Origin of the sequence: Kutzneria viridogrisea DSM 43870, assembly GCF_000525635.1 — a bacterium.
Taxonomy (GTDB): Bacteria; Actinomycetota; Actinomycetes; order Mycobacteriales; family Pseudonocardiaceae; genus Kutzneria; species Kutzneria viridogrisea.
This window is the reverse complement of record NZ_CP007155.1, coordinates 9078042-9096645: the sequence shown is the minus strand read 5'-3', so window position 1 is coordinate 9096645 and position 18604 is coordinate 9078042. Positions and strand designations below refer to the sequence as shown.

Annotated in this window: 24 protein-coding genes and 1 pseudogene; 13 read left to right on the top strand and 12 right to left on the bottom strand. The window is 71.7% G+C overall.

Annotated elements, in window-relative coordinates:
• Positions 1 to 122: 122 nt before the first annotated feature.
• From KALB_RS39815 to KALB_RS48015, 3 genes are read left to right on the top strand one after another with little or no spacing between them, the layout of a single operon-like run.
• The gene (locus KALB_RS39815; protein ID WP_025361265.1) at positions 123 to 809 is read left to right on the top strand and encodes a DnaE2-dependent mutagenesis accessory factor ImuA'; all 687 of its coding nucleotides are present in this window, start codon (positions 123 to 125) and stop codon (positions 807 to 809) included.
• Positions 806 to 2374, top strand: coding sequence for a DNA polymerase Y family protein (locus KALB_RS39810; RefSeq protein ID WP_025361264.1), 1569 nt, complete (start codon positions 806 to 808; stop codon positions 2372 to 2374). The genes KALB_RS39815 and KALB_RS39810 overlap by 4 nt, the downstream gene beginning before the upstream one ends.
• A 2-nt stretch (positions 2375 to 2376) precedes the next feature.
• Positions 2377 to 2547 (top strand): hypothetical protein, encoded by a 171-nt coding sequence (locus KALB_RS48015; RefSeq protein ID WP_158510890.1) that lies wholly within the window; start codon positions 2377 to 2379, stop codon positions 2545 to 2547.
• A gap of 127 nt (positions 2548 to 2674) precedes the next feature.
• On the opposite strand, the gene KALB_RS39805 is transcribed toward KALB_RS48015, so the two are convergent.
• The 5 genes from KALB_RS39805 to KALB_RS39785 form a co-directional block, all read right to left on the bottom strand.
• Positions 2675 to 3304 carry an HD domain-containing protein gene (locus KALB_RS39805; protein ID WP_025361263.1) on the bottom strand — a complete coding sequence of 210 codons (630 nt, stop codon included), beginning with the start codon at positions 3302 to 3304 and terminating at the stop codon, positions 2675 to 2677.
• The gene (locus KALB_RS39800) at positions 3301 to 4545 is read right to left on the bottom strand and encodes an RNA polymerase sigma factor (RefSeq protein WP_201772085.1); all 1245 of its coding nucleotides are present in this window, start codon (positions 4543 to 4545) and stop codon (positions 3301 to 3303) included. The genes KALB_RS39805 and KALB_RS39800 overlap by 4 nt, the downstream gene beginning before the upstream one ends.
• Positions 4533 to 4889: a YciI family protein gene (locus KALB_RS39795; protein ID WP_025361261.1), complete on the bottom strand. Its 357-nt coding sequence runs from the start codon at positions 4887 to 4889 to the stop codon at positions 4533 to 4535. Before KALB_RS39795 ends, KALB_RS39800 begins: the two co-directional genes overlap by 13 nt.
• 89 nt (positions 4890 to 4978) lie before the next feature.
• On the bottom strand, positions 4979 to 5479 hold the full coding sequence (locus tag KALB_RS39790) for a DinB family protein (protein WP_025361260.1): 501 nt from the start codon (positions 5477 to 5479) through the stop codon (positions 4979 to 4981).
• Between the two features lie 11 nt (positions 5480 to 5490).
• Entirely contained in the window at positions 5491 to 6147 is a 657-nt protein-coding gene (locus KALB_RS39785) for a class I SAM-dependent methyltransferase (protein WP_025361259.1), read from the bottom strand.
• Positions 6148 to 6183: 36 nt separating this feature from the next.
• Between KALB_RS39785 and KALB_RS39780 the strand changes: the two genes are divergently transcribed.
• On the top strand, positions 6184 to 6603 hold the full coding sequence (locus tag KALB_RS39780; RefSeq protein ID WP_236650114.1) for a nuclear transport factor 2 family protein: 420 nt from the start codon (positions 6184 to 6186) through the stop codon (positions 6601 to 6603).
• Between the two features lie 37 nt (positions 6604 to 6640).
• Positions 6641 to 7108 carry a DUF5990 family protein gene (locus tag KALB_RS39775; protein WP_025361257.1) on the top strand — a complete coding sequence of 156 codons (468 nt, stop codon included), beginning with the start codon at positions 6641 to 6643 and terminating at the stop codon, positions 7106 to 7108.
• A 9-nt stretch (positions 7109 to 7117) separates the two neighbouring features.
• On the opposite strand, the gene KALB_RS39770 is transcribed toward KALB_RS39775, so the two are convergent.
• A complete protein-coding gene (locus tag KALB_RS39770) occupies positions 7118 to 7501 on the bottom strand; it encodes a tautomerase family protein (protein ID WP_025361256.1) in 384 nt (127 codons plus the stop codon).
• Positions 7502 to 7662: 161 nt separating this feature from the next.
• On the opposite strand from KALB_RS39770, the gene KALB_RS39765 reads away from it, so the two are divergent.
• From KALB_RS39765 to KALB_RS39750, 4 genes are all read left to right on the top strand, one after another.
• Positions 7663 to 8040: a DUF2089 domain-containing protein gene (locus KALB_RS39765; RefSeq protein WP_201771868.1), complete on the top strand. Its 378-nt coding sequence runs from the start codon at positions 7663 to 7665 to the stop codon at positions 8038 to 8040.
• Positions 8040 to 8297 carry a hypothetical protein gene (locus KALB_RS39760; protein ID WP_035976767.1) on the top strand — a complete coding sequence of 86 codons (258 nt, stop codon included), beginning with the start codon at positions 8040 to 8042 and terminating at the stop codon, positions 8295 to 8297. The genes KALB_RS39765 and KALB_RS39760 overlap by 1 nt, the downstream gene beginning before the upstream one ends.
• 11 nt (positions 8298 to 8308) lie before the next feature.
• Entirely contained in the window at positions 8309 to 8731 is a 423-nt protein-coding gene (locus tag KALB_RS39755; protein WP_025361253.1) for an SHOCT-like domain-containing protein, read from the top strand.
• A 323-nt stretch (positions 8732 to 9054) separates the two neighbouring features.
• Entirely contained in the window at positions 9055 to 9849 is a 795-nt protein-coding gene (locus KALB_RS39750) for an alpha/beta fold hydrolase (RefSeq protein ID WP_025361252.1), read from the top strand.
• Positions 9850 to 9878: 29 nt separating this feature from the next.
• Here KALB_RS39750 and KALB_RS39745 read toward each other — a convergent pair whose 3' ends face one another.
• Complete coding sequence (locus KALB_RS39745; RefSeq protein WP_025361251.1) at positions 9879 to 10211, bottom strand: winged helix-turn-helix domain-containing protein; 333 nt, start codon at positions 10209 to 10211, stop codon at positions 9879 to 9881.
• Positions 10198 to 10698: a hypothetical protein gene (locus tag KALB_RS39740; protein WP_025361250.1), complete on the bottom strand. Its 501-nt coding sequence runs from the start codon at positions 10696 to 10698 to the stop codon at positions 10198 to 10200. The genes KALB_RS39745 and KALB_RS39740 overlap by 14 nt, the downstream gene beginning before the upstream one ends.
• Positions 10699 to 10910: 212 nt before the next feature.
• On the opposite strand from KALB_RS39740, the gene KALB_RS39735 reads away from it, so the two are divergent.
• Positions 10911 to 14210, top strand: a complete 3300-nt coding sequence (locus KALB_RS39735) for an error-prone DNA polymerase (protein WP_025361249.1) — start codon at positions 10911 to 10913, stop codon at positions 14208 to 14210.
• Here KALB_RS39735 and KALB_RS39730 read toward each other — a convergent pair.
• Positions 14207 to 15379: an FAD-dependent oxidoreductase gene (locus KALB_RS39730; protein ID WP_025361248.1), complete on the bottom strand. Its 1173-nt coding sequence runs from the start codon at positions 15377 to 15379 to the stop codon at positions 14207 to 14209. The two genes, KALB_RS39735 and KALB_RS39730, sit on opposite strands and share 4 nt — an antisense overlap.
• A 108-nt stretch (positions 15380 to 15487) precedes the next feature.
• Here KALB_RS39730 and KALB_RS50020 point away from each other — a divergent pair.
• Positions 15488 to 15658: pseudogene (locus KALB_RS50020) on the top strand (TetR/AcrR family transcriptional regulator); the annotation flags it as partial.
• 3 nt (positions 15659 to 15661) lie between these two features.
• The gene (locus KALB_RS39725; RefSeq protein ID WP_025361247.1) at positions 15662 to 16063 is read left to right on the top strand and encodes a hypothetical protein; all 402 of its coding nucleotides are present in this window, start codon (positions 15662 to 15664) and stop codon (positions 16061 to 16063) included.
• Positions 16064 to 16096: 33 nt separating this feature from the next.
• On the opposite strand, the gene KALB_RS39720 is transcribed toward KALB_RS39725, so the two are convergent.
• From KALB_RS39720 to KALB_RS39710, 3 genes are read right to left on the bottom strand one after another with little or no spacing between them, the layout of a single operon-like run.
• Positions 16097 to 16492 carry a YciI family protein gene (locus tag KALB_RS39720; protein WP_025361246.1) on the bottom strand — a complete coding sequence of 132 codons (396 nt, stop codon included), beginning with the start codon at positions 16490 to 16492 and terminating at the stop codon, positions 16097 to 16099.
• Positions 16489 to 17007, bottom strand: a complete 519-nt coding sequence (locus KALB_RS44665; RefSeq protein WP_025361245.1) for an SRPBCC family protein — start codon at positions 17005 to 17007, stop codon at positions 16489 to 16491. Before KALB_RS44665 ends, KALB_RS39720 begins: the two co-directional genes overlap by 4 nt.
• Entirely contained in the window at positions 17004 to 17375 is a 372-nt protein-coding gene (locus KALB_RS39710; RefSeq protein WP_025361244.1) for a VOC family protein, read from the bottom strand. The genes KALB_RS44665 and KALB_RS39710 overlap by 4 nt, the downstream gene beginning before the upstream one ends.
• Before the next feature lie 274 nt (positions 17376 to 17649).
• Between KALB_RS39710 and KALB_RS39705 the strand changes: the two genes are divergently transcribed.
• A complete protein-coding gene (locus tag KALB_RS39705; RefSeq protein WP_025361243.1) occupies positions 17650 to 18600 on the top strand; it encodes a reverse transcriptase family protein in 951 nt (316 codons plus the stop codon).
• Positions 18601 to 18604: the final 4 nt, after the last annotated feature.

The following is an 18604-nucleotide window of genomic DNA, read 5'->3' as shown; positions in this document are numbered from 1 at the left end:
ACAGTTTCGAACGAGACGGAGTGGACGGCTCGGGGGTCGGACACTTCGAGGTACCGCCGTCTTCCCCACGGTGGGCCGCAGCGCAGGGGTGCGTGCGCGGTCACGAGTGTGGGAGGAGGTGGCTGGTGCCCAGGTCGGCAACGGCGTCGTTGGCCGCGCTCAACGGGGTGAGCAGGCTCAGCGAGCTGACCAGGACACCAGCGGACCAGACGGTGGGGCGGGTGCTGCCGGTCCTGGACGGACTGGCCGACCTGTTGCCGTGGGGCGGCCTGCGGCGGGGCAGCACGGTGGTGGTGCGCGGGTCCACCACCTTGCTGCTCGCGCTGCTGGCCGCGGCCACGGTGAACGGATCCTGGGCCGCCGTGGTCGGCGTGCCCGACCTGGGCCTGCTGGCCGCCGCCGAACTGGGGGTCGTGGTGCACCGGCTGGCGCTGGTGCCACAGCCGGGAGAGCAACTGCTGGCGGTGACCGGGGCCCTGCTCGACGGGTTCGACCTGGTGGCCGTGCGGCAGGCGGGCGAGCTGCGGGAGGCGGACGCGCGACGGCTGTCCGCGCGGGCCCGCAACCGGGGAGCCGTGCTGGTGCCCTTCGGCCAGTGGCCGGGGGCCGATCTCGAACTGGACTGCACGGGCCGCTGGTCCGGGCTCGGCGAGGGCCACGGCTACCTGCGGCAGCGCGAGGTCGTGGTGCGCTCACGGGGCAGGGGCGCCGCCGCACGGGGCAACCAGGTGCGGCTCGTGCTACCGGGCCAGGACGGCATCGCCCTGCCCGTGCCCACCCAGGCCGAGCTGCGCAGGGTGCTGCCATGACCGTGCGCACGCTCGTCGTCTGGTGCCCGGACTGGCCGGTGACCGCCGCGCTGTCCACGGCGGGACTGGACCAGCAGGTGCCCGCCGCGGTGTTCGCGGCGAACCGGGTGGTGGCCTGTTCCGCGGCGGCCAGGGCCGAGGGCGTGCGGCGCGGGGACCGGCGGCGCACCGCGCAGGGGCGCTGCCCGGAGCTGGTGGTGTTCGAGGAGGACCTGGAGCGTGACGCCCGGGTGTTCGAGCCGGTGGCCGCGGCGGTGGAACGGCTCGCCACCGGCATCGAGGTGGTGCGGCCCGGTCTGGTGGCGCTGCCCGTGCGCGGGCCGGTCGGCTACTTCGGTTCGGAGCAGGCCGTGGCCGAGCGACTGATCGACCAGGTGGCCGGCGAGCAGGGTGTGGAGTGCCAGGTGGGCATCGCCGACGGGCTGTACGCCGCGACCTTGGCCGCGCGCACCGGTCTGGTGGTGCCCGCGGGCGGCAGCGCCGAGTTCCTGGCCCCGCTGGGCATCGCCGAACTGGACCAGCCCGCCGAGCGCCGTGGGCCGGAGCGGGCCGCGCTGGTAGACCTGCTGCGCAGGCTGGGCCTGCGCACACTGGGCGCCTTCGCGGCGCTGACCGAGCGCGACGTGGCCTCCCGGTTCGGCGCGGACGGGGTGTGCGCGCACCGGCTGGCCCGCGGTGCGGAGGAACGCCCGCCGTCCAGGAGGCGGCCGCCGGATGACCTGGGCGTAACGCAAACGCCCGATCCACCGCTAGACCGCGTGGACGCCGCGGCCTTCGCGGCGCGGGCTCTCGCGGAGTCGCTGCACGACAAGCTCGCCGCGGTGGGGCTGGCCTGCACCCGGCTGGGTGTGCACGCGAGGACCGAGCACGGTGAGGAGTTGGGGCGGGTGTGGCGGTGCGCCGAACCGCTCACCCCGACCGGCATCGCGGACCGGGTGCGCTGGCAGCTCGACGGGTGGCTGCGGGCCGAGGACCGGCCGACGGCGGGGCTGGTGCGGCTGTGGCTGGTGCCCGAGGAGGTGGTGGACGCCACCGCGTTGCAGCTGGGGCTGTGGCACGGCGGCGCGGAGGACCCGGGAACCGGGGCGGAACGGGCGGGCAGGGCGTTGGTCAGGGTGCAGGGGCTGCTCGGCCCCGAGGGGGTGTTCACCGGCGTGCTCGGTGGCGGACGCGGCCCCTCGGACCGGGTGCGGGCCGTGCCGTGGGGCGAGCAGCGGCTGCCCTCGGCCGACCCGGACGCGCCCTGGCCGGGCCGGCTGCCCGCCCCGTCCCCGGCGACCGTGCCCGCCGAACCGGTGGCCGTCGAGGTGCTGGACGACTCGGCGGCCCCGGTCGGCGTGACCGGTCGGCACGTGCTGACCGGGGCGCCCGCACAGGTGGTGCTCGGCGGTGGACCGCCGAGGGCGGTGCTGGCCTGGGCCGGGCCCTGGTCGGCGGAGGAGCGGTGGTGGGAGCGGGAACGACGCAGGTCCCGGCTCCAGGTGGTGCTCGACGATGCGGAACAGACCGCGCTGCTGCTGGTCCGCGAGGACAAGCGGTGGACGGTGGAAGGGATCTACGACTGACCATGCACGAAAACCACTCCTCCGGGGAGTTCCACGGACCGGCCGACGAGTCCTGGTTCGGCGAGCCGAGCTGGCCCGTCCGCCGCTCCGTGCTGCCACCGTGGTCGGCGCGTGAGTTCGGGCAGCAGGCGCTGATCCCGCTGCCCCGGCGCTCCGAGGAGTGGCTCGACTAGTCCGGGAGGCCGGGACTCGCGGGCCCCAGGGCGGGATTCGCGGGTCCCAGGGCGGGACTCGCGTGCGGGAGAGCGGGACTCGCGCACCTCAGGCCGGAACTCGCGCGCCTCAGGGCGGGACTCGTGGTCAGCCTGCGGTCCAGCCCTGGCGTTGGGCCTCGGCGATCACGTGGTCGCGGGCGGTACCGAGGGTGGCCGAGGCCTCGTTGATCGAGGACGTGTGCTCGCGCACGTGGTCCGCGCTGGCGTCGAAGGCCAGCCAGGTGCCGCCGCGCGCCATCCAGTTGTGCAGCACCGGCAGCAGCCGGTCCATGGCCTTGGCGAAGCGCGCCTCCGGGGTGCGCCGCGCCTCGAACTCGTCCCACAGCTCGCGCATCCGCTGCGACTGGTCGGCGGGCAGCAGGGCGAACAGCCGGGCCGCTGCCGCCTCCTCGCGCTCCTGCTGGCTCTCCCGCGCGGCCAGGTCGTACAGCGGGGTGTCGCCCGCGTAGATCTCCACGAGGTCGTGCACCAGCACGAGCTGTACGGTGCGCCCGACGTCCACCGGCTCGTCGGCGTGCTCGGCGAGCACCACGACGGCCATGGCCAGGTGCCAGGAGTGCTCGGCGTCGTTCTCCCGGCGCGGTGCGGCGGCCAGCGGGGACTGCCGCAGCACCGTCTTGAGCCGGTCCACCTCGATCAGGAAGGTCAGCTGGTCGCGCAGCCTGCCGCTGATTCCCGCGGGCAGGGGGTTGGTGTCGACGAGGAGTTCGCTCACGCCCCCATCGTGTCACCCGTGCGCAGCAGCGCCACTCGGTTATCCAGTAGCGCCCGCTCTGCCGGGTTCTCGGTGCGGGACGCCGCCGCCTCGTACGCGGTGATCGCCTCCTCGGTACGACCCATGCGCCGCAGCAGGTCCGCGCGCACCGCGTGCCACAGGTGGTAGCGGTCCAGTTCCAGACTGTACACAATGGACAGCGCGGCGGCCGGGCCGTCCACCTCCGCCACGGCGACGGCCCGGTTGAGCGCCACCACGGGAGTCGGCGCCAGCGCCATGAGGTGGTCGTAGAGCTGCACGATCTGCCCCCAGTCGGTCGCCGCCGCGGTGGGCGCGTCGCTGTGCACGGCGTTGATCGCGGCCTGGACCTGGTACGGCCCCGGCCGGTCACGCCGCAGGCAGCGCCGCACCAACCGCTGGCCCTCCTCGATCAGCGCGCGGTCCCACCGCCCGCGGTCCTGGTCGGCCAGCAGCACCAGCTCCCCGTCGGCGGTGACCCGTGCGGGCCGCCGCGACTGGACGAGCAGCATCAGCGCGAGCAGCCCCAGGACCTCGGGCTCGTCGGGCATCAGCTCGGCGAGCAGCCTGCCGAGCCGGATCGCCTCCGCGCAGAGCTCCTCGCGCACCGGCTCCGCGCCGGAACTGGCCGTGTGCCCCTCGGTGAAGACCAGGTAGACCACGGCCAGCACGGCGCGAAGCCGGTCGGGCAGCTCGGCCTCGCCGGGCACCCGGTAGGGGATGCGCGCGTCGCGGATCTTGCCCTTGGCCCGCACGAGCCGTTGCGCCATCGTGGGTTCCGGTACCAGGAACGCCCGCGCGATCTCCGCCGTGCTCAGCCCGCCGAGCAGGCGCAGGGTCAGCGCGACCCGGGCGCCGGGCGCCAGCGCGGGGTGGCAGCAGGTGAAGATCAGCCGCAGCCGGTCGTCGCGCACGGGTCCCTCCTCGGCCGGTTGCTCGCGGGCGTACAGCAGTTCGGCCTGGGCGTGCCGGTCCGCGCGGGTGGACTCCCTGCGCAGCCGGTCCAGCGCCTTGTTGCGGGCCGTGGTGATCAGCCAGCCCGCCGGGCTCGGCGGCAGCCCCTCGGCGGGCCACTTGAGCAGGGCGGCGGCGAAGGCCTCCTGGACCGCGTCCTCGGCGAGCTCGATGTCGCCGAGGACGCGGACCAGCACGGCGACGGTTCTGCCGTGCTCCTCGCGGAACACGCGCTCGACCGCCGCGGGGTCGGTGCTCACCCGCCGCAGGTCCCGTCCCGCAGCGGCCGGACCTCGATCGGCAGGGTGATGGCGCGGGCGAGCTTGCCGCCCCACTCCAGCGCGGCGTCCAGGTCGGGCGCCTGGATGACGGTGAAGCCGCCGATGTGCTCCTTGCCCTCCACGTACGGGCCGTCGGTGGTGAGCACGTCCTCGTCCTTGAGCCGCAGCACGGTGGCGGTGCTCGGCTCGTGCAGGCCCGCGGTGAAGACCCAGGCGCCCGCGGCCTGCATCTCCTCGTTCACCGCCGCCACGTTCCGCATGATCGGCTCCAGGAACTCGGGCGGCGGGGTGGGGCCGTCGGGCTGGTAGATGCTGAGCAGGTACTGCTGCACGGTGTGCCTCCTCGGGCTTGCTGTGCCGGATTCTCACCCCCTACACGAACGGCCGCCGCCCGGATCGACACAGCTCCGAAAAAATTTCTTCAGGCCCCGGTGACCCCGTCGATCGCCTCGCGCAGGAAGTCGGCGTGACCGTTGTGCCTGGCGTACTCGTGCATCATGTGCAGCATCACCAACCGCAGCGAGACCTCCTCGCCCGACTTGCGGTTCACCCCGGTCACGTCCAGCGACTCCGCTCGCGCCTCGATCCGCCGTGACTGCTCGACCTCCGCCTGCCAGGCCTCGAAGGCCGTGGACCTGGTGGCCGCGCTGGCGTCGTAGGCCACCTGGTAGTCGCCGGAGTCCGACCACACCAGGGGCACGTCCTCGGCGTTGATCACCCGGCGGAACCAGGCCCGCTCCACCTCGGCCATGTGCCGCACCAGTCCCAGCAGCGACAGCGTGGACGGGGGCGAGGCCCGGCGCCGCAGGTCCTCCTCGGACAGGCCCTCGCACTTCATGGCCAGGGTCGCGCGGTGGTAGTCCAGGAAACCGCGCAGCGTCTCGCGTTCGCCCGCGGTCAGGGGCGGGCCGATCCGTTCCATGACCGGCGACTCTAATCCCGCGGTTTGCGGGCCACGACCGCGATTCCCTCGCGCCCCGGCCTGTCCTCGTTCTCCTGCACCAGGCGAGCGGTCACGTGGAAGCCCGCCGCGGACAGCAATTCGGCGATGCGGTCCGCGGGCAGCAGATGGGACTCGAACGACACCGGGTGACCGCCGTACCCCTCGGTGGGGCGCCGGATCTCGTAGTTCCCGATATGGCTGCCCAGCAGCAGGTGCCCGCCAGGTGCGAGCGTGCGGTGGAACTCGGCGAACACGGTCGGCAGGTGCTCGGGCGGCGTGTGGTGGGTCGAGTACCAGGCCAGGATGCCGCCGAGTTCACCGTCGCTGAGGTCTAGCGCGGTCGTCGAGCCCACGGCGAACCGCAGGTCCGGGTGGGCCTGCCGGGCGAGTGCGACCATCTTCGGTGACAGGTCGATACCGAACGCGGACAGGCCCAGTGCGGTCAGGTGTGCCGTGATCCGGCCGGGGCCGCAGCCCAGGTCCGCGACCGGCCCGAGGTCGGCGGTCCGCACGAGTTCGGCGAACGCGGCCAGCATCGCGCGGGACAGCGGGTCCATGCCCGCAGGGGGTACGACGAGTTCGACGTAGGCCTCAGCGACGGTGTCGTAGGACTTCCTGATGGCGTCAAGGAATGCGGGCTCGGTCACCCGTGTGACCCTAGGGGATCCGTGGCACACTGAGGTGTGTCCACACCCATCGCAAACCTGATCGCCACCTACGCGGAACTCGTGGACGACGGGGACTTCGCCGGTCTTGGCGAGTTGCTCGCCGAGGCCACGTTCACCGGCAGCGGCGAACCGGTGCGCGGTCGGGACGCGATCCGGAAGATGTTCGAGGACACCGTGATCCGCTACGGGGACGGTACACCGCGGACCAAGCACGTCACCACAAACCTGATCATCGAGGTGGACGAGCAGGCGGGCACGGCCTCAGCGCGCTCGTACTTCACCGTCCTGCAAGCACTTCCCGACTTCCCGCTGCAGACCATCGCCAGTGGCCGTTACCGCGACCGGTTCCGTCGTCGTGACGGGCAGTGGTTCTTCGTGCAGCGGGAGGCCCGCGTCGACCTGCTCGGGGACCTCAGCCGCCACCTGCGCCGCTAGTCACCCACTGCCCGCGCACAGGCCCCATCCTGGTCGTGTGCGGATCCGAATCGAAGCCTCCGACCTGCCGGGGCGCACCTGCCCCGCCGCCCCCGGCTTTCCCGGCTACAGCAACATCCACGTCGGCGTCCAGCGGCGGAACCGGCCGGGGGAACTGCTCGAACTCCACACCGGCGACGCGCCCTCGGCCACCTGGGTCGTGGACTGCGTCGCGACCGCCAACTCGGCAGGCGTCGACATCACGGGCGCGTACGTGCAAGGTCGACCTGGCGGCCGGTTCATCTACCTGTCCTGGGGCACCGTGGACGAGGCTGGCACCTTCGTCCTGTTCCGCAGGGCGAAGCTGATGCTCGACGCAGTCGACCCGGACCTCGTGCGTGCCGCCGCGCAGTCCGGACAGCTCGTCGCCCGCCTGCGGCTCACCGACGCCAAGGGGCACCCGCTGTGCGCCGCGGTGCGCCCGCCACTGGTCGAGTGGTCCACCGCTGTCGGCACCGGCCCGTGATCGCCGACCTCACAGGACGTACTGCGCCACCCCGTTGCCGAGCGACCAGTCGGCCGACTCGTTCTCGGTCAGGGTGATGAACACGTTGCGAGGCTCGGTCCCCGCGTACTCCTGGGCGAGTTCGGCGATCCGCCGGTACAGCGCCTGCTTCTGCGCGGTCGTGCGGCCGGCGCGCATCGTGATCGCGACGTACACGATGCCCTCGTCGCGGTGCACGCCGAGGTAGTTGTCGAAGCGCAGTGTGCTGCTGGTGCCGTCGTGACCGGTCAGGATCTGGAACCGGTCGTCGGGCGGGATGCCGATCGTCTCGACCAGGGCGTCGTGCACGGCGCGGCCCAGCGCGTCGAGCCGTTCGCCGGTGGCCCTCAGCGCGTCAACTCGGACAAGTGGCATGTCAGCGGTTCTCCGTGTGCTCGATGGGTCGGCCTGATCTGTACATACTAGTAGGTACATTTTGCTCGATCTGGGTGGTGACCGGCGGCGCGATGTGCGAACTTAAGAAAGTTAAGATCGACTTCTTGAAAATTGAGGATGCTCAGGGTCATACTTGAGATATGACAGAGCGGGCGATGGACTGGCAGGAACTCACGAACCTGACCCAGGGCCAGCCGTTCGTCGTTGAGCGGGTGCGCCTGGCCGGCAACGGCGTCGCGATCGAGGGCGAGTTCGAGCTACCGCAACTGGCTCAGCTCACCGTCGCGGACCAGGTCTTCGTCACGGCGTTCGTGCGGTGCCACGGCTCCATCAAGGAGATGGAGCGGATCTTCGGGGTGAGCTACCCGACGATCAAATCGCGACTGAACCGGATCACGCAGATGCTCGAGTTCGTCGAGACCGATCCGGCGCCCTCGCGGGCCGAGGTCATCGATCGGTTGCGACGCGGCGAGATCACCACACAGCAGGCACTGTCCGAACTGGAGGGTCGGACGTGATGCCGCAGTTGTTGACCGTACGGGTCGCGCGCCCGGACGGCCGTCCCATCCGGATCTGGGTCCCGGTACTGCCCGTAGTGCTCGTGTTCTCACCGGTCGTGGTCCTGGCCGTACTGGCGGCGGCCGTGGTCTGCCTCGTGTACCGCGTCAGCGTGGTGCGGGCACTGGGCACCGGTTGGCGCGTCATTTCCGCGTTGCCCGGCACCAGGTTCGACATCGAGCAGGGTCGTGCGGCTGTGCTCGTCACTATCCGATAGGAGAGGTTCCGATGAACGAACAGCGCAAGGACGTCCTCGACATGCTGGCCGAGGGCAAGATCACCGCAGCGGAGGCGGAGCGGCTCATCGCCGCGCTCGAACGGGACCAGCCAGCGGCGCCGTCGAGTCTCGAGGCCCGACCGAAGGGCAGGGCGAAGTACCTGCGGGTGGTGGTGGACACCCTGGAGGACGGCGAGCCGACGCGGGTCAACGTGCGGGTACCGCTGCAACTGCTGCGGGCCGGCGTGAAGCTGGCGGCCCTGATCCCGCCGCGGGCACTGGACAAGGTCAATGCCGAGCTGAACGAGTCGGGCCTGCCGTTCGACCTGACCCAGCTCAAGCCCGAACAGCTCGAGGAGTTCGTGGACCAGCTCGACGAGCTGACCGTGGAGGTTGACCAGGCCGATGGCACCGTGCGTGTCTTCTGCGAGTAGGCGCCGTCCCATTGGACGGACCCTCGAGAGGGTGCTGGAACACCCTCCCGAGGCCGCGTCCGCTACAGCAGAGCACGGTTGAACTGCCACCCCGAAGTCTAGCCGCTCATCGGCGCGCCGCCGCGGACAGGCGGCTGGCCAGCCCAGGAAAGTGCGGCAAGCTCGTCTTTCTCCCGTACCCAGGACCGCAAGCTCCGGACCTGCCAGCCGCGGTACCGGAATCGAACGGCGCCCTGGAGCGCCGCACGCGCCTGCGTCACCGAGTACCGGCGACCCGGAGTCGAGTCCACATCTCGTACGGCGACATGAAGAAAGGAAAAGCCATGACCAGCAAACAATCCGCCTGGACCGGCATGCTGTCGGTCGAGGACACCGCGCTGTACGTGAGCGACACCGGCGGCCCCGGCCGTCCCGTGGTCTACCTCAATGGTGCCTATGCCGACCAGTCGCACTGGAAGCGCGTGCTTGCCGACCTCGGCAGCGGTTACCGGCACATCACCTACGACCAGCGCGCCCGCGGCAAGTCGAAGCGCTCGGCGGACTATTCGTTCGAGGCGTGTATCCGGGACCTGGACGCCGTCCTCACGGCGCGAGGCGTGGACCGGCCGCTGCTGGTGGGCTGGTCCTACGGGGGGATACTGGGGTGGCACTGGGCCGACCGGAATCCGGACCGCGTCCTGGGGGTGGTGACCGTGGACGCCTTTCCGGTCGGTCTGACCGGCGAGGCCGGCCGGGAGCGGATCCGGAAGCTGTTCCGCCGGATGCGGTGGCTGTTTCCGATTGCCAGCCGGCTGGGCCTGGCCGCGCGGATGACCGCCGACCAGCACGCCGAGGTCAACATCGAGTGCAACGAGATCGCCGCCGCCAGCGTGCCGGTCCTCGACCGCCTGACCTGCCCGGTCCGGTTCGTGCTGGCCACGGGTGACAGCCTCGGGAGCAAGGACGGGGAGATGGAACAGGGGCGGACCGTGCTCGATCCGCTGCTCGCCAGCAACCCGAACCTCAAGGTGAGCGCGAAGGTCGCGAGCAACCACAGCAAGATCCTGCGCAATGACTCCCCGGCCGTCGCCGACGCCGTGCGCGAGTTCGCCGTCACCCGCGGCCCCGCTGTCGGCTGAGCCGATGGCGGACGGCGTGGCTGGGCCGGTTAGGCGCTCGGTTCCTCCGCGCGGTGCGTGCTGCCCGCCCGTTGTGACTGCTCCACGATCTGGTTCAGGGCCGCGACGTGGGCGCGCAGCGCCTGGTGCCCGGAATCGCTGAGGTTGAGCCAAGTTCGCGGGCGTTTGCCCACGTACCCCTTCTTGACTTCCACGTATCCCGGGTTGGCCAGGTTCGTGATCTGCTTTGACAGCGCGGAGTCCGACAGCCCGACCAGGTCGCGGACCCACCTGAACTCGGCCCACTCGGTGCTGGCCAACAGTGCCACGATGGACAGCCGGGTGGGGTCCAGCAGGAGTGGATCCAGGTCAGGCGTGGCCATCTGCCGCGCCTCCTGAGCGGCTGCGCCGGACCAGTGCGGCCAAGCCTCGCCGCAGGTGTTGCCCGAACACGACCAGCACGATCGCCAGCACCGCGCCCATGATCGTGCTCCCGTAGGGGATCTGCACGTGCAGCGGCCGCACCGCGAACATCGCCGCGCACACCGCGACGAAGACCAGCCAGACACCAAGCACGAACCTGGGTGGGATCGCCGACCTGTCCACCCGCGCGCTGTGACCCAGCCACGCCGCGCCCCGACGGGTGCGCAGCAGCAGTCCGTAGCCGAGGGCCAGCACGGCCATCGTCAGGCCGCTCCAGCCGGCGGCACTCGGCAGGAAGTCCGTCGAGGCCAGGCACAGGAAGATCACGAGGGCGAAGGTCAGGTCCACCCACTTCGCCCCGTGCAGGGAACCCAGCGCCTGATCCCTGCGGCGGTCGACGTCCCGCAGGGCGCGTGCCGCCTCTTCGGCGGAGGGGTGCTCGACCATGACCGTCTCCTTGCCTTGCCGAAATCACTTTTCCGAGAGGAAAGTACCTCGCCACTTTCCTTCTGGGCAAGTACTGGCTTGGTGGGGAGTGTCACCAGTGCCGACCGGTGATCACTCGTGGCCGCCCAGGTCTGGTGCGACTCGCGGCAACTTGTTGACGGCTCAAACGTCCATAGTGCACACTCGAACACGAGTTCGATTGTGGAGGGTCTGTGGGCTGGAACAACCCGCCGGTGCGCTGGAAGGAGCTGCGGCGAGCACTGGAGGGCAAGCCGGTCACCGGGGACGGCGGGGACGCACCGGGCTTCGGCCGCCACCGGGAGCGCTACGAGGCGCCGAGGTCGGTGCGGGAGCGGCCCGCCAGGGACGACGCGAGCAGTGCGGAGCGGGTGCCCTACGCGGAACTGCACTGCCACTCCAACTTCAGCTTCCTCGACGGCGCGAGCCACCCTGAGGAGTTGGTCGAGCAGGCGGCCCTGCTGGGGCTGGACGCCATCGCGATCACCGACCACGACGGCATGTACGGGGCGGTGCGCTTCGCCGAGGCGGCAAGGGAAGCGGGGGTGCGCACGGTGTTCGGCGCGGAGCTGAGCCTGGGGCTTTCCGCGCCGCAGAACGGGATCGCCGACCCGGAGGGCACACACCTGTTGGTGCTGGCGCGCAACTCCGCTGGCTACGCGAGCCTGTGCCGGACGATCACCGCGGCCCAGCTCAAGGGCGGGCAGAAGGGCAAGCCGGAGTACGACTGGGACCGGCTCGGCAACGAGGCGGGCGGGGACTGGGCGGTGCTCACCGGGTGCCGCAAGGGGGCGGTGCGGTCCGCGCTGGCGGCGCAGGGACCGGCCGGTGCGGAACGGGAACTGCGCAGGCTGATCGACACCTTCGGGCGGCACAACGTGTTCGTGGAGCTGACCGACCACGGACTGCCGGAGGACACGGTGCGCAATACCGCCCTGTACGAGCTGGCGGGGCGCTGCGGGGTGGCGGCGCTGGCCAGCAACGCGGTGCACTACGCGGCGCCGCGGCGGCACCGGCTCGCCTCGACGCTGGCCGCGGTGCGCGCCCGGCGCAGCCTGGACGAGATGGACGGCTGGCTGCCCGCGGCGAGCGCCGCGCACCTGCGCACCGGCCGAGAGATGGCCGACCGGTTCGCGCACTACCCCGGTGCGGTGTTGCAGGCCGCCCTGCTTGGCGAGCAGTGCGTGACCGAGTTGGAGCTGATCAAGCCCAAGCTGCCGCCCTTCCCGGTACCGCCGGGGCACAGCGAGGACAGCCACCTGCGCCAGCTCACCCTGGCGGGCGCGCGGGAGAAGTACGGTTCACCGGCCGCCAATCCCAAGCCGTACAAGCAGATCGAGCACGAGCTCGCGATCATCAGGGAACTGGGCTACCCCGGCTACTTCCTGATCGTGCACGACATCGTGGAGTTCTGCCGCAAGGCCGGGATCCTGTGCCAGGGCAGGGGATCGGCGGCCAACTCGGCCGTGTGCTACGCGCTGGGCATCACCAACGTGGACGCGGTCAGGTACGAGCTGCTGTTCGAGCGCTTCCTCGCACCGGCCCGCGACGGCCCGCCCGACATCGACCTGGACATCGAGTCCGACCGCCGCGAGGAGGCCATCCAGCACGTCTACCGGCGTTACGGCAGGGAGTGCGCGGCCCAGGTGGCCAACGTGATCACCTACCGGGCCAAGTACGCGGTGCGGGACGTGGCGCGGGCGCTGGGCTACTCCGCGGGCCAGCAGGACGCCTGGTCCAAGCAGATCGACCGCTGGGGGCCGGTCAGGTCCACGATGGGGGACAACGACCACGACATCCCCGACCTGGTGCTGGAGCTGGCCGACGAGCTGGAGGGTTTCCCGCGCCACCTGGGCATCCACTCCGGCGGCATGGTCATCTGCGACCGCCCGGTCGGCGAGGTCGTGCCGGTGGAGTGGGCGCGCATGGCGAACCGCTCGGTCGTGCAGTGGGACAAGGACGACTGCGCGAGCGCGGGTCTGGTCAAGTTCGATCTGCTCGGGCTGGGCATGCTCTCCGCGCTGCACTACATGGTCGACCTGGTCGAGCAGTTCGAGGGCGAGCGGGTCGACATGTCCAAACTGGACCTGGCCGAGACCGCCGTGTACGACATGCTGTGCCGTGCCGACACGGTCGGTGTGTTCCAGGTGGAGTCCCGCGCCCAGATGGCCACCCTGCCGCGGCTGCGGCCCAGGAAGTTCTACGACCTGGTGGTGGAGGTGGCACTGATCCGGCCGGGGCCGATCCAGGGCGGTTCGGTGCACCCGTACATCCGGCGGCGCAAGGGGCTGGAGCCGCCCGACTGCGATCACCCCAAGCTGGCGAACGCACTGAAGAGAACCCTTGGTGTGCCGCTGTTCCAGGAACAGCTGATGCAGATGGCCGTGGACGTGGCGGATTTCAGCCCGGCCGAGGCCGACGAGCTGCGCAGGGCCATGGGCGCCAAGCGGTCCACCGAGCGCATGGAGCGGCTGCGCGGCAGGTTCTACGCCGGTGCCGCCAAGAACGGGATCACCGGCGAGCTCGCCGACAAGATCTACGTGAAGTTGCTGGCGTTCGCCAACTTCGGCTTCCCGGAGAGCCACGCGCTCAGCTTCGCCTTCCTGGTCTACGCCAGTGCTTGGTTCAAGCTGCACCACCCGGCTGCCTTCTGCGCCGCACTGCTTCGCGCGCAGCCCATGGGTTTCTACTCCCCGCAGTCCCTGGTGGCCGACGCGCGACGGCACGGGGTGGTGGTGCACGGACCGGACGTCAACGCCAGCCTGGCGCACGCCACGCTGGAGCAGCCCGGGTTGGCGGTCCGGCTCGGGCTCGGTTCGGTGCGCGCCATCGGTGCGGACCTCGCCGAGCGGATCGTGCGGCTGCGCGAGCAGGACGGGCCGTACCGGGACATGGTCGACCTGGCCGGGCGCGCGAAGTTGACCGCGCCGCAACTGGAAGCACTGGCCACGGCGGGTGCCTTCGGCTCGTTCGGGCTGGACCGCAGGCGGGCGCTGTGGGCCGCGGGCGCGGCGGCCCGCGAGCGCGCGGACCGCCTGCCGGGCACCGTGGTCGGCACGGACGCGCCGATGCTGCCCGGCATGAACGAGATCGAGACGGCCGCGGCCGACGTGTGGGCCACCGGCGTGTCCCCGGACAGCTTCCCGATCCAGTTCGTACGCGGCAGGCTGGCGGAGATGGGGGCGCTGGCGGTCTCCGCGCTGGCCGGGGTGCCCAGCGGGACCAGGGTGCTGGTCGGCGGCGCGATCACCCACCGGCAGCGCCCCGCCACCGCGGGCGGGGTCACCTTCCTCAACGTGGAGGACGAGACCGGCATGCTCAACGTGGTGTGCACACCGGGTTTGTGGCAGCGGTACCGCCGGATCGCGCGCACCAGCCAGGCCGTCGTGGTGCGCGGCACGCTGGAGAACGCCGAGGGCGTGCTGAGCCTGCGGGCGGACAAGCTCAGCACGCTCGACATCAAGGTCCCTTCCACCTCAAGGGATTTCCGCTAGCGGCGGTACGCGGCCGCGCCCTCCTGGTAGCGCCGGTGCTCGGCCTCGTGGTCCGGGGCGGGGGCCTGCCCGGGGGCGAAGAACCGTGCGATGGCCTGGTTGGCCTGCACGGCGAGCTCGCCGGAGCGGGGCAGCATCACCGACTCGTACCGGGTGATGGCCGCGTCGGTGCTGGGCTCCTCGGCGATGGCGCGGGCGAGTTCCGCCCCGTCGAGCATGGCGAGGTTCGCCCCGAACCCGCCGAACGGGGACATCAGGTGGGCCGCGTCGCCGATCAGCGTGACCCCGGGCCTGTGCCGCCAGGTGAGCGGAGCGGGCAGGGTGTGGATGGGGCGGTTGACGTACTCGCCGTCGCTGTCGGTGATCAGCGGCAGGAGTTCCGGGGCCCACCCCGCGTACTCCGCGAGCAGGTACCGGCGCACGGAGGCGGTGTCCGCCAGGTCGACCCCGGCGGAGGCGGCCCAGTCCAGTTCGGTGCGCAGGCCGAGGTAACCGCGGACGCGGCCCTCGCTGTTGCGCTGGGCGATGATGGCCCGGCCGTCACCGTCGTTGGCGAACACGTGGCCGTCACCGACGAGCGCGGCGATGCCGGGGTGCCTGCGATCGACCTCATCGAAGCGCACGTCGAGGAACGAGACCCCGCTGTACTGGGGCACCGCCTCGCTCAGCAGCGGGCGCACGCGTGACCAGGCACCGTCGGCTCCGATCAGCAGGTCCACGGTGGCGCTGTGCCCGTTGGCGAACTCGACGCGGTGCTGGCCACCGCCCAGGGAGGTCGCCGAGAGCAGCTTGTGGCCCCACCGCACGGTTGCGGGCCGCACGTGCTGGTCGAGCATGATCCGCAGCTGGCCGCGGTCGATCTCCGGTGCCGCGAGGTCGCCCTCCTCGGGCACGAAGGAGGAGAGCACGGTCCCGTGCTGGTCGAGCCGGGACTTGGCCTGGCCCTCCGGCCTGGCCAGCTCGCTGAAGGCCGCCAGCAGTCCGGCGTCCTCCAGCGCGATCTGACCGGAGTCGGCGTGCAGGTCCAGGGTTCCGCCGGGATCTCGGGAGTCCACGGCGGTGTCGGCGTCGTACACGGTCACCTCGATCCCGCGCAGTTGCAGCACGCGGGCGCACAGCAGGCCCGCGGGGCCCGCGCCGATGATCGCGATTCGTGGGGTGGTGGTCATGGCAGTTCTCCTTCACTCAGTGTTACTGAACGGGCGCTCGGTAAGTGACCGTAGCTGAACGGGCGGTCAGTCAGCAAGTACCCTGGGGCCTGACGAGAGGAGTGGGCGATCAGCACCAACGACCGGCGCCCCGGTGGGCAGACGCGGGCGGAGATCCTGCGCGTCGCGCTGAAGCTGTTCACCGACAAGGGGTACGAGGCCACCACGACCAGGGACATCTCCACCGCGGTCGGGATCACGAAGTCGGCGCTCTACTACCACTTCCAGAGCAAGGAGGAGATCGTGGCGAGCCTCATGGCCAACCGCCGCCACGACCTCGACGAGTTCCTGGAGTGGATCGCCGCGCAGCCGAGGACCGCCGACCTGCCCCGGCGCGCGGTGCGGCACTGGCTGGAGCGCGTCACGCCCGAACACCTCCAGGCCATGCGCCTCGCGCACGCCAACCAGCCGCTGATGCGGCGACTGGCCAGCAGCGGCCGGGACGTTCGCGCGGAGTTCGGGCGCGTGGTCGACCTGCTGCTCGGCGAGGGGGCGGGTGAGCAGGACCGGCTCCTGCTGCGCATGGCCTTCGACACGGCCAGCGCCGCGCTGCTGGCCAGCCTTGGCGCGGACACCGCCCCCGACGTGGTCCTCGCCGTGGCCCGCAAGGCGAGCGACGCGCTGGCCCAGACGATCACGGATTAGGGACCCGCGGCACGGGGCCGCGGGTCCCCGCGGTCAGGCCTGCCGCTCGGTCATGTCCAGGATCGGGCGCACCTCCACCGCGCCGAACCGGGCGTCGGGGAACCGGGCCGCGATCTCGGCAGCCCGCTCCGGGCTCGCGCAGTCGAGGACGAAGTACCCGGCCAGGTGCTCCTTGGCCTCCAGGTACGGCCCGTCCGTGGCCACCGGCACGCCCTCGCGCACCCGCACCGACCTCGTGTCGGCCGGGGCGCCGAGCGCGCTGCCGAGCACGAACTCACCGGAGGTGGTGATCTCCTCGAACAGGTCACCTGCCTGCGCCGCCAACGTGTCCTGCTCGCCCTGGGGCAGCGCGCGGAACCCCGGCGCCTGCCGGAACACCGGATGCGACCAGTTCTCGGGGTTGCTGTAGATCAGGAGCAGGTACTTCACCTCGGGACCTCCCGGTACCGTTCGCCGTCGAGCATCGCGGCCAGCGAGGCCGCCATGTTGTGCCGCAACTCCGCCAAGCGCCGGTCCAGCGCGGCCGGGTCCTGCCGCGCCAGCACGCGCAGCCCCGTCTCGCCCGGCCCGTGCACGAAACTGTGCCGCAGCGAGGTCTGCCCCGCCCCGGCGCCGGGTGCGAGTTCGTACCGCCAGACCGACCCCGGCCGGTCCACCTCCCCGCTGCCGTCCAGCACCACCCACGCGAAGACCTCGGGCCGGGACAGTTCGGTGACCACGCTGACCACCGAGGTCACGAACCCGCCGCCGAACCGGTTGCGCCCGGCGAACCGGTCCCCGACCCGGCCCGTGGCACCGCCCAGCCAGGCGGTGTGCTCGCACTCCGGGCTCCACCGCCCGTACCCGGGCACGTCGGTGACCAGTTCCCACAGCCGCTCCGGCGGCAGGTCCACCAGCAGTGACAGTTCCACACCCGCGCCCGTCACGGCGCTGTCCGCGCTCATGCGACGGCCGGACCCGCGACGCCGACCAGGTTGCCCTCGGGGTCGGTGAAGTGCCCGACCGCGAAGTCCCCGCCCAACCGAGGCTCCGGCCCCATCAGCCGGGTCCCGCCGAGCCGCTCGGCCCGCTGGAGCGCGGCCTCCACGCCGGGAACGCCCACGTAGAACAGCACCCGGCTGGGGTAGCCCTGGCCGCCGCACACCCCGCCGTTGATCCCCGCCCGGAGGGATCCGTACTCGCCAGGCCGGGAGACCGCCTCGGTGGCCGCGTCCCCGAGTTGGAACGCCCACCCGAACAGCTCGCCGTAGTAGCCGCGCAACCTCGCCGGATCGCTGCCGCTGATCTCGAAGTGCACCACTGGATCTGCCATGTCCGTCCTCTCCTGTGCGGAAGCCGTCACCGCGGAGGTCGGTGCCGTGGCACGGGGCTCGACATCGCCGGTTCGGGTAGCTTGGACGAGGTGCGACGGCGTGGCAGCGAGCAGGCGGGCAACCGTCACTCCGGGGCAACCCCGGGGAGCACCACCACAGCGGGGCATGGCGCCCCGCGCGCAACACCACCGCTGCACGCTCCGCGTGACCACCGCGCGCGGCCGTGGCGAGAACAGGTCGCCGCCACGCCGTCGCACCACCCGGGAGTCCACTGTGGATGACTGGCTTCGCTTGCTGCGCATCGATTCCGGGGAGTTCGCCTGGTTCGCCGACGACCGGGGCTGGAACCGTCGAGCGGCAGAGCCGTTGCGGCACTACAGGTATCGCTGGATGCGTACCCGGTCCGGTGGCCTGCGGCTGATCGAGGCGCCCAAGCCGCGACTGGCCGAGGTGCAGCGAACCCTGTTGCGGCACCTGGAGCTGCCCGTGCACGAGGCCGCGCACGGCTTCCGCCGGGGGCGGTCGGTGCACACCTTCGCCGCGCCGCACGCCGGGCGCGATCTGGTGCTGCGCATGGACTTGGAGGGCTTCTTCGCCTCGGTGACGGCCACGCGGGTCCGCGCACTGGTCGGCGACCTGGCCGGGCTGGTCACCACGGCGGCACCGGTCGCCGTTCTCCGCGCCGCGCCACCCGCGCCCGATGTGGAGGTGCGGCGGCGGCTGCTCGACCGGCTGGCCCGCCCGCACCTGCCGCAGGGCGCGCCCAGTTCGCCCGCACTGGCCAACGCCGTCGCGCACCGGCTGGACCGCCGGATCACCGCGCTGGCCGACGTGCTCGGCGCCACCTACACCCGGTACGCCGACGACCTGGCGTTCTCCGGTGACGCCGGTCTGCCGCTGCACAACCTGCTGCGCGGCGTGCGCCGGATCGCCGCCGACGAGGGCTTCCAGGTGCGGCCGGACAAGACCCGCATCACCCCGGCACACCACCGCCAGCGGCTCACCGGCCTGGTGGTCAACGACTCACCCGCCGCCTCCCGCGCCGAATACGACGAACTGCGCGCGGTGCTGCACAACTGCGTGCACAGCGGACCGTCCACGCAGAACCGCGGCGGCCACGCGGACTTCCGCGCGCACCTGCTCGGCCGGATCGGCTGGGTAGGCGAGAACCGCCCGGCGCGCGCCGCCAAGCTGCGGGCGCTGTTCGACCGGATCACCTGGTAGCTAC

Excerpts from the sequence above, each read along its gene's own strand:
- KALB_RS48015 (WP_158510890.1), top strand. The coding sequence starts at position 2,377 with ATGCACGAAAACCACTCCTCCGGGGAGTTCCACGGACCGGCCGACGAG.
- KALB_RS39730 (WP_025361248.1), bottom strand. The coding sequence starts at position 15,379 with ATGACCACCACCCCACGAATCGCGATCATCGGCGCGGGCCCCGCGGGC.
- KALB_RS39745 (WP_025361251.1), bottom strand. The coding sequence starts at position 10,211 with ATGGCCACGCCTGACCTGGATCCACTCCTGCTGGACCCCACCCGGCTG.
- KALB_RS39740 (WP_025361250.1), bottom strand. The coding sequence starts at position 10,698 with ATGGTCGAGCACCCCTCCGCCGAAGAGGCGGCACGCGCCCTGCGGGAC.
- KALB_RS39710 (WP_025361244.1), bottom strand. The coding sequence starts at position 17,375 with ATGGCAGATCCAGTGGTGCACTTCGAGATCAGCGGCAGCGATCCGGCG.
- KALB_RS39750 (WP_025361252.1), top strand. The coding sequence starts at position 9,055 with ATGACCAGCAAACAATCCGCCTGGACCGGCATGCTGTCGGTCGAGGAC.
- KALB_RS39765 (WP_201771868.1), top strand. The coding sequence starts at position 7,663 with ATGACAGAGCGGGCGATGGACTGGCAGGAACTCACGAACCTGACCCAG.
- KALB_RS39790 (WP_025361260.1), bottom strand. The coding sequence starts at position 5,479 with ATGGAACGGATCGGCCCGCCCCTGACCGCGGGCGAACGCGAGACGCTG.
- KALB_RS39770 (WP_025361256.1), bottom strand. The coding sequence starts at position 7,501 with ATGCCACTTGTCCGAGTTGACGCGCTGAGGGCCACCGGCGAACGGCTC.
- KALB_RS39810 (WP_025361264.1), top strand. The coding sequence starts at position 806 with ATGACCGTGCGCACGCTCGTCGTCTGGTGCCCGGACTGGCCGGTGACC.
- KALB_RS39755 (WP_025361253.1), top strand. The coding sequence starts at position 8,309 with ATGAACGAACAGCGCAAGGACGTCCTCGACATGCTGGCCGAGGGCAAG.
- KALB_RS39760 (WP_035976767.1), top strand. The coding sequence starts at position 8,040 with ATGCCGCAGTTGTTGACCGTACGGGTCGCGCGCCCGGACGGCCGTCCC.
- KALB_RS44665 (WP_025361245.1), bottom strand. The coding sequence starts at position 17,007 with ATGAGCGCGGACAGCGCCGTGACGGGCGCGGGTGTGGAACTGTCACTG.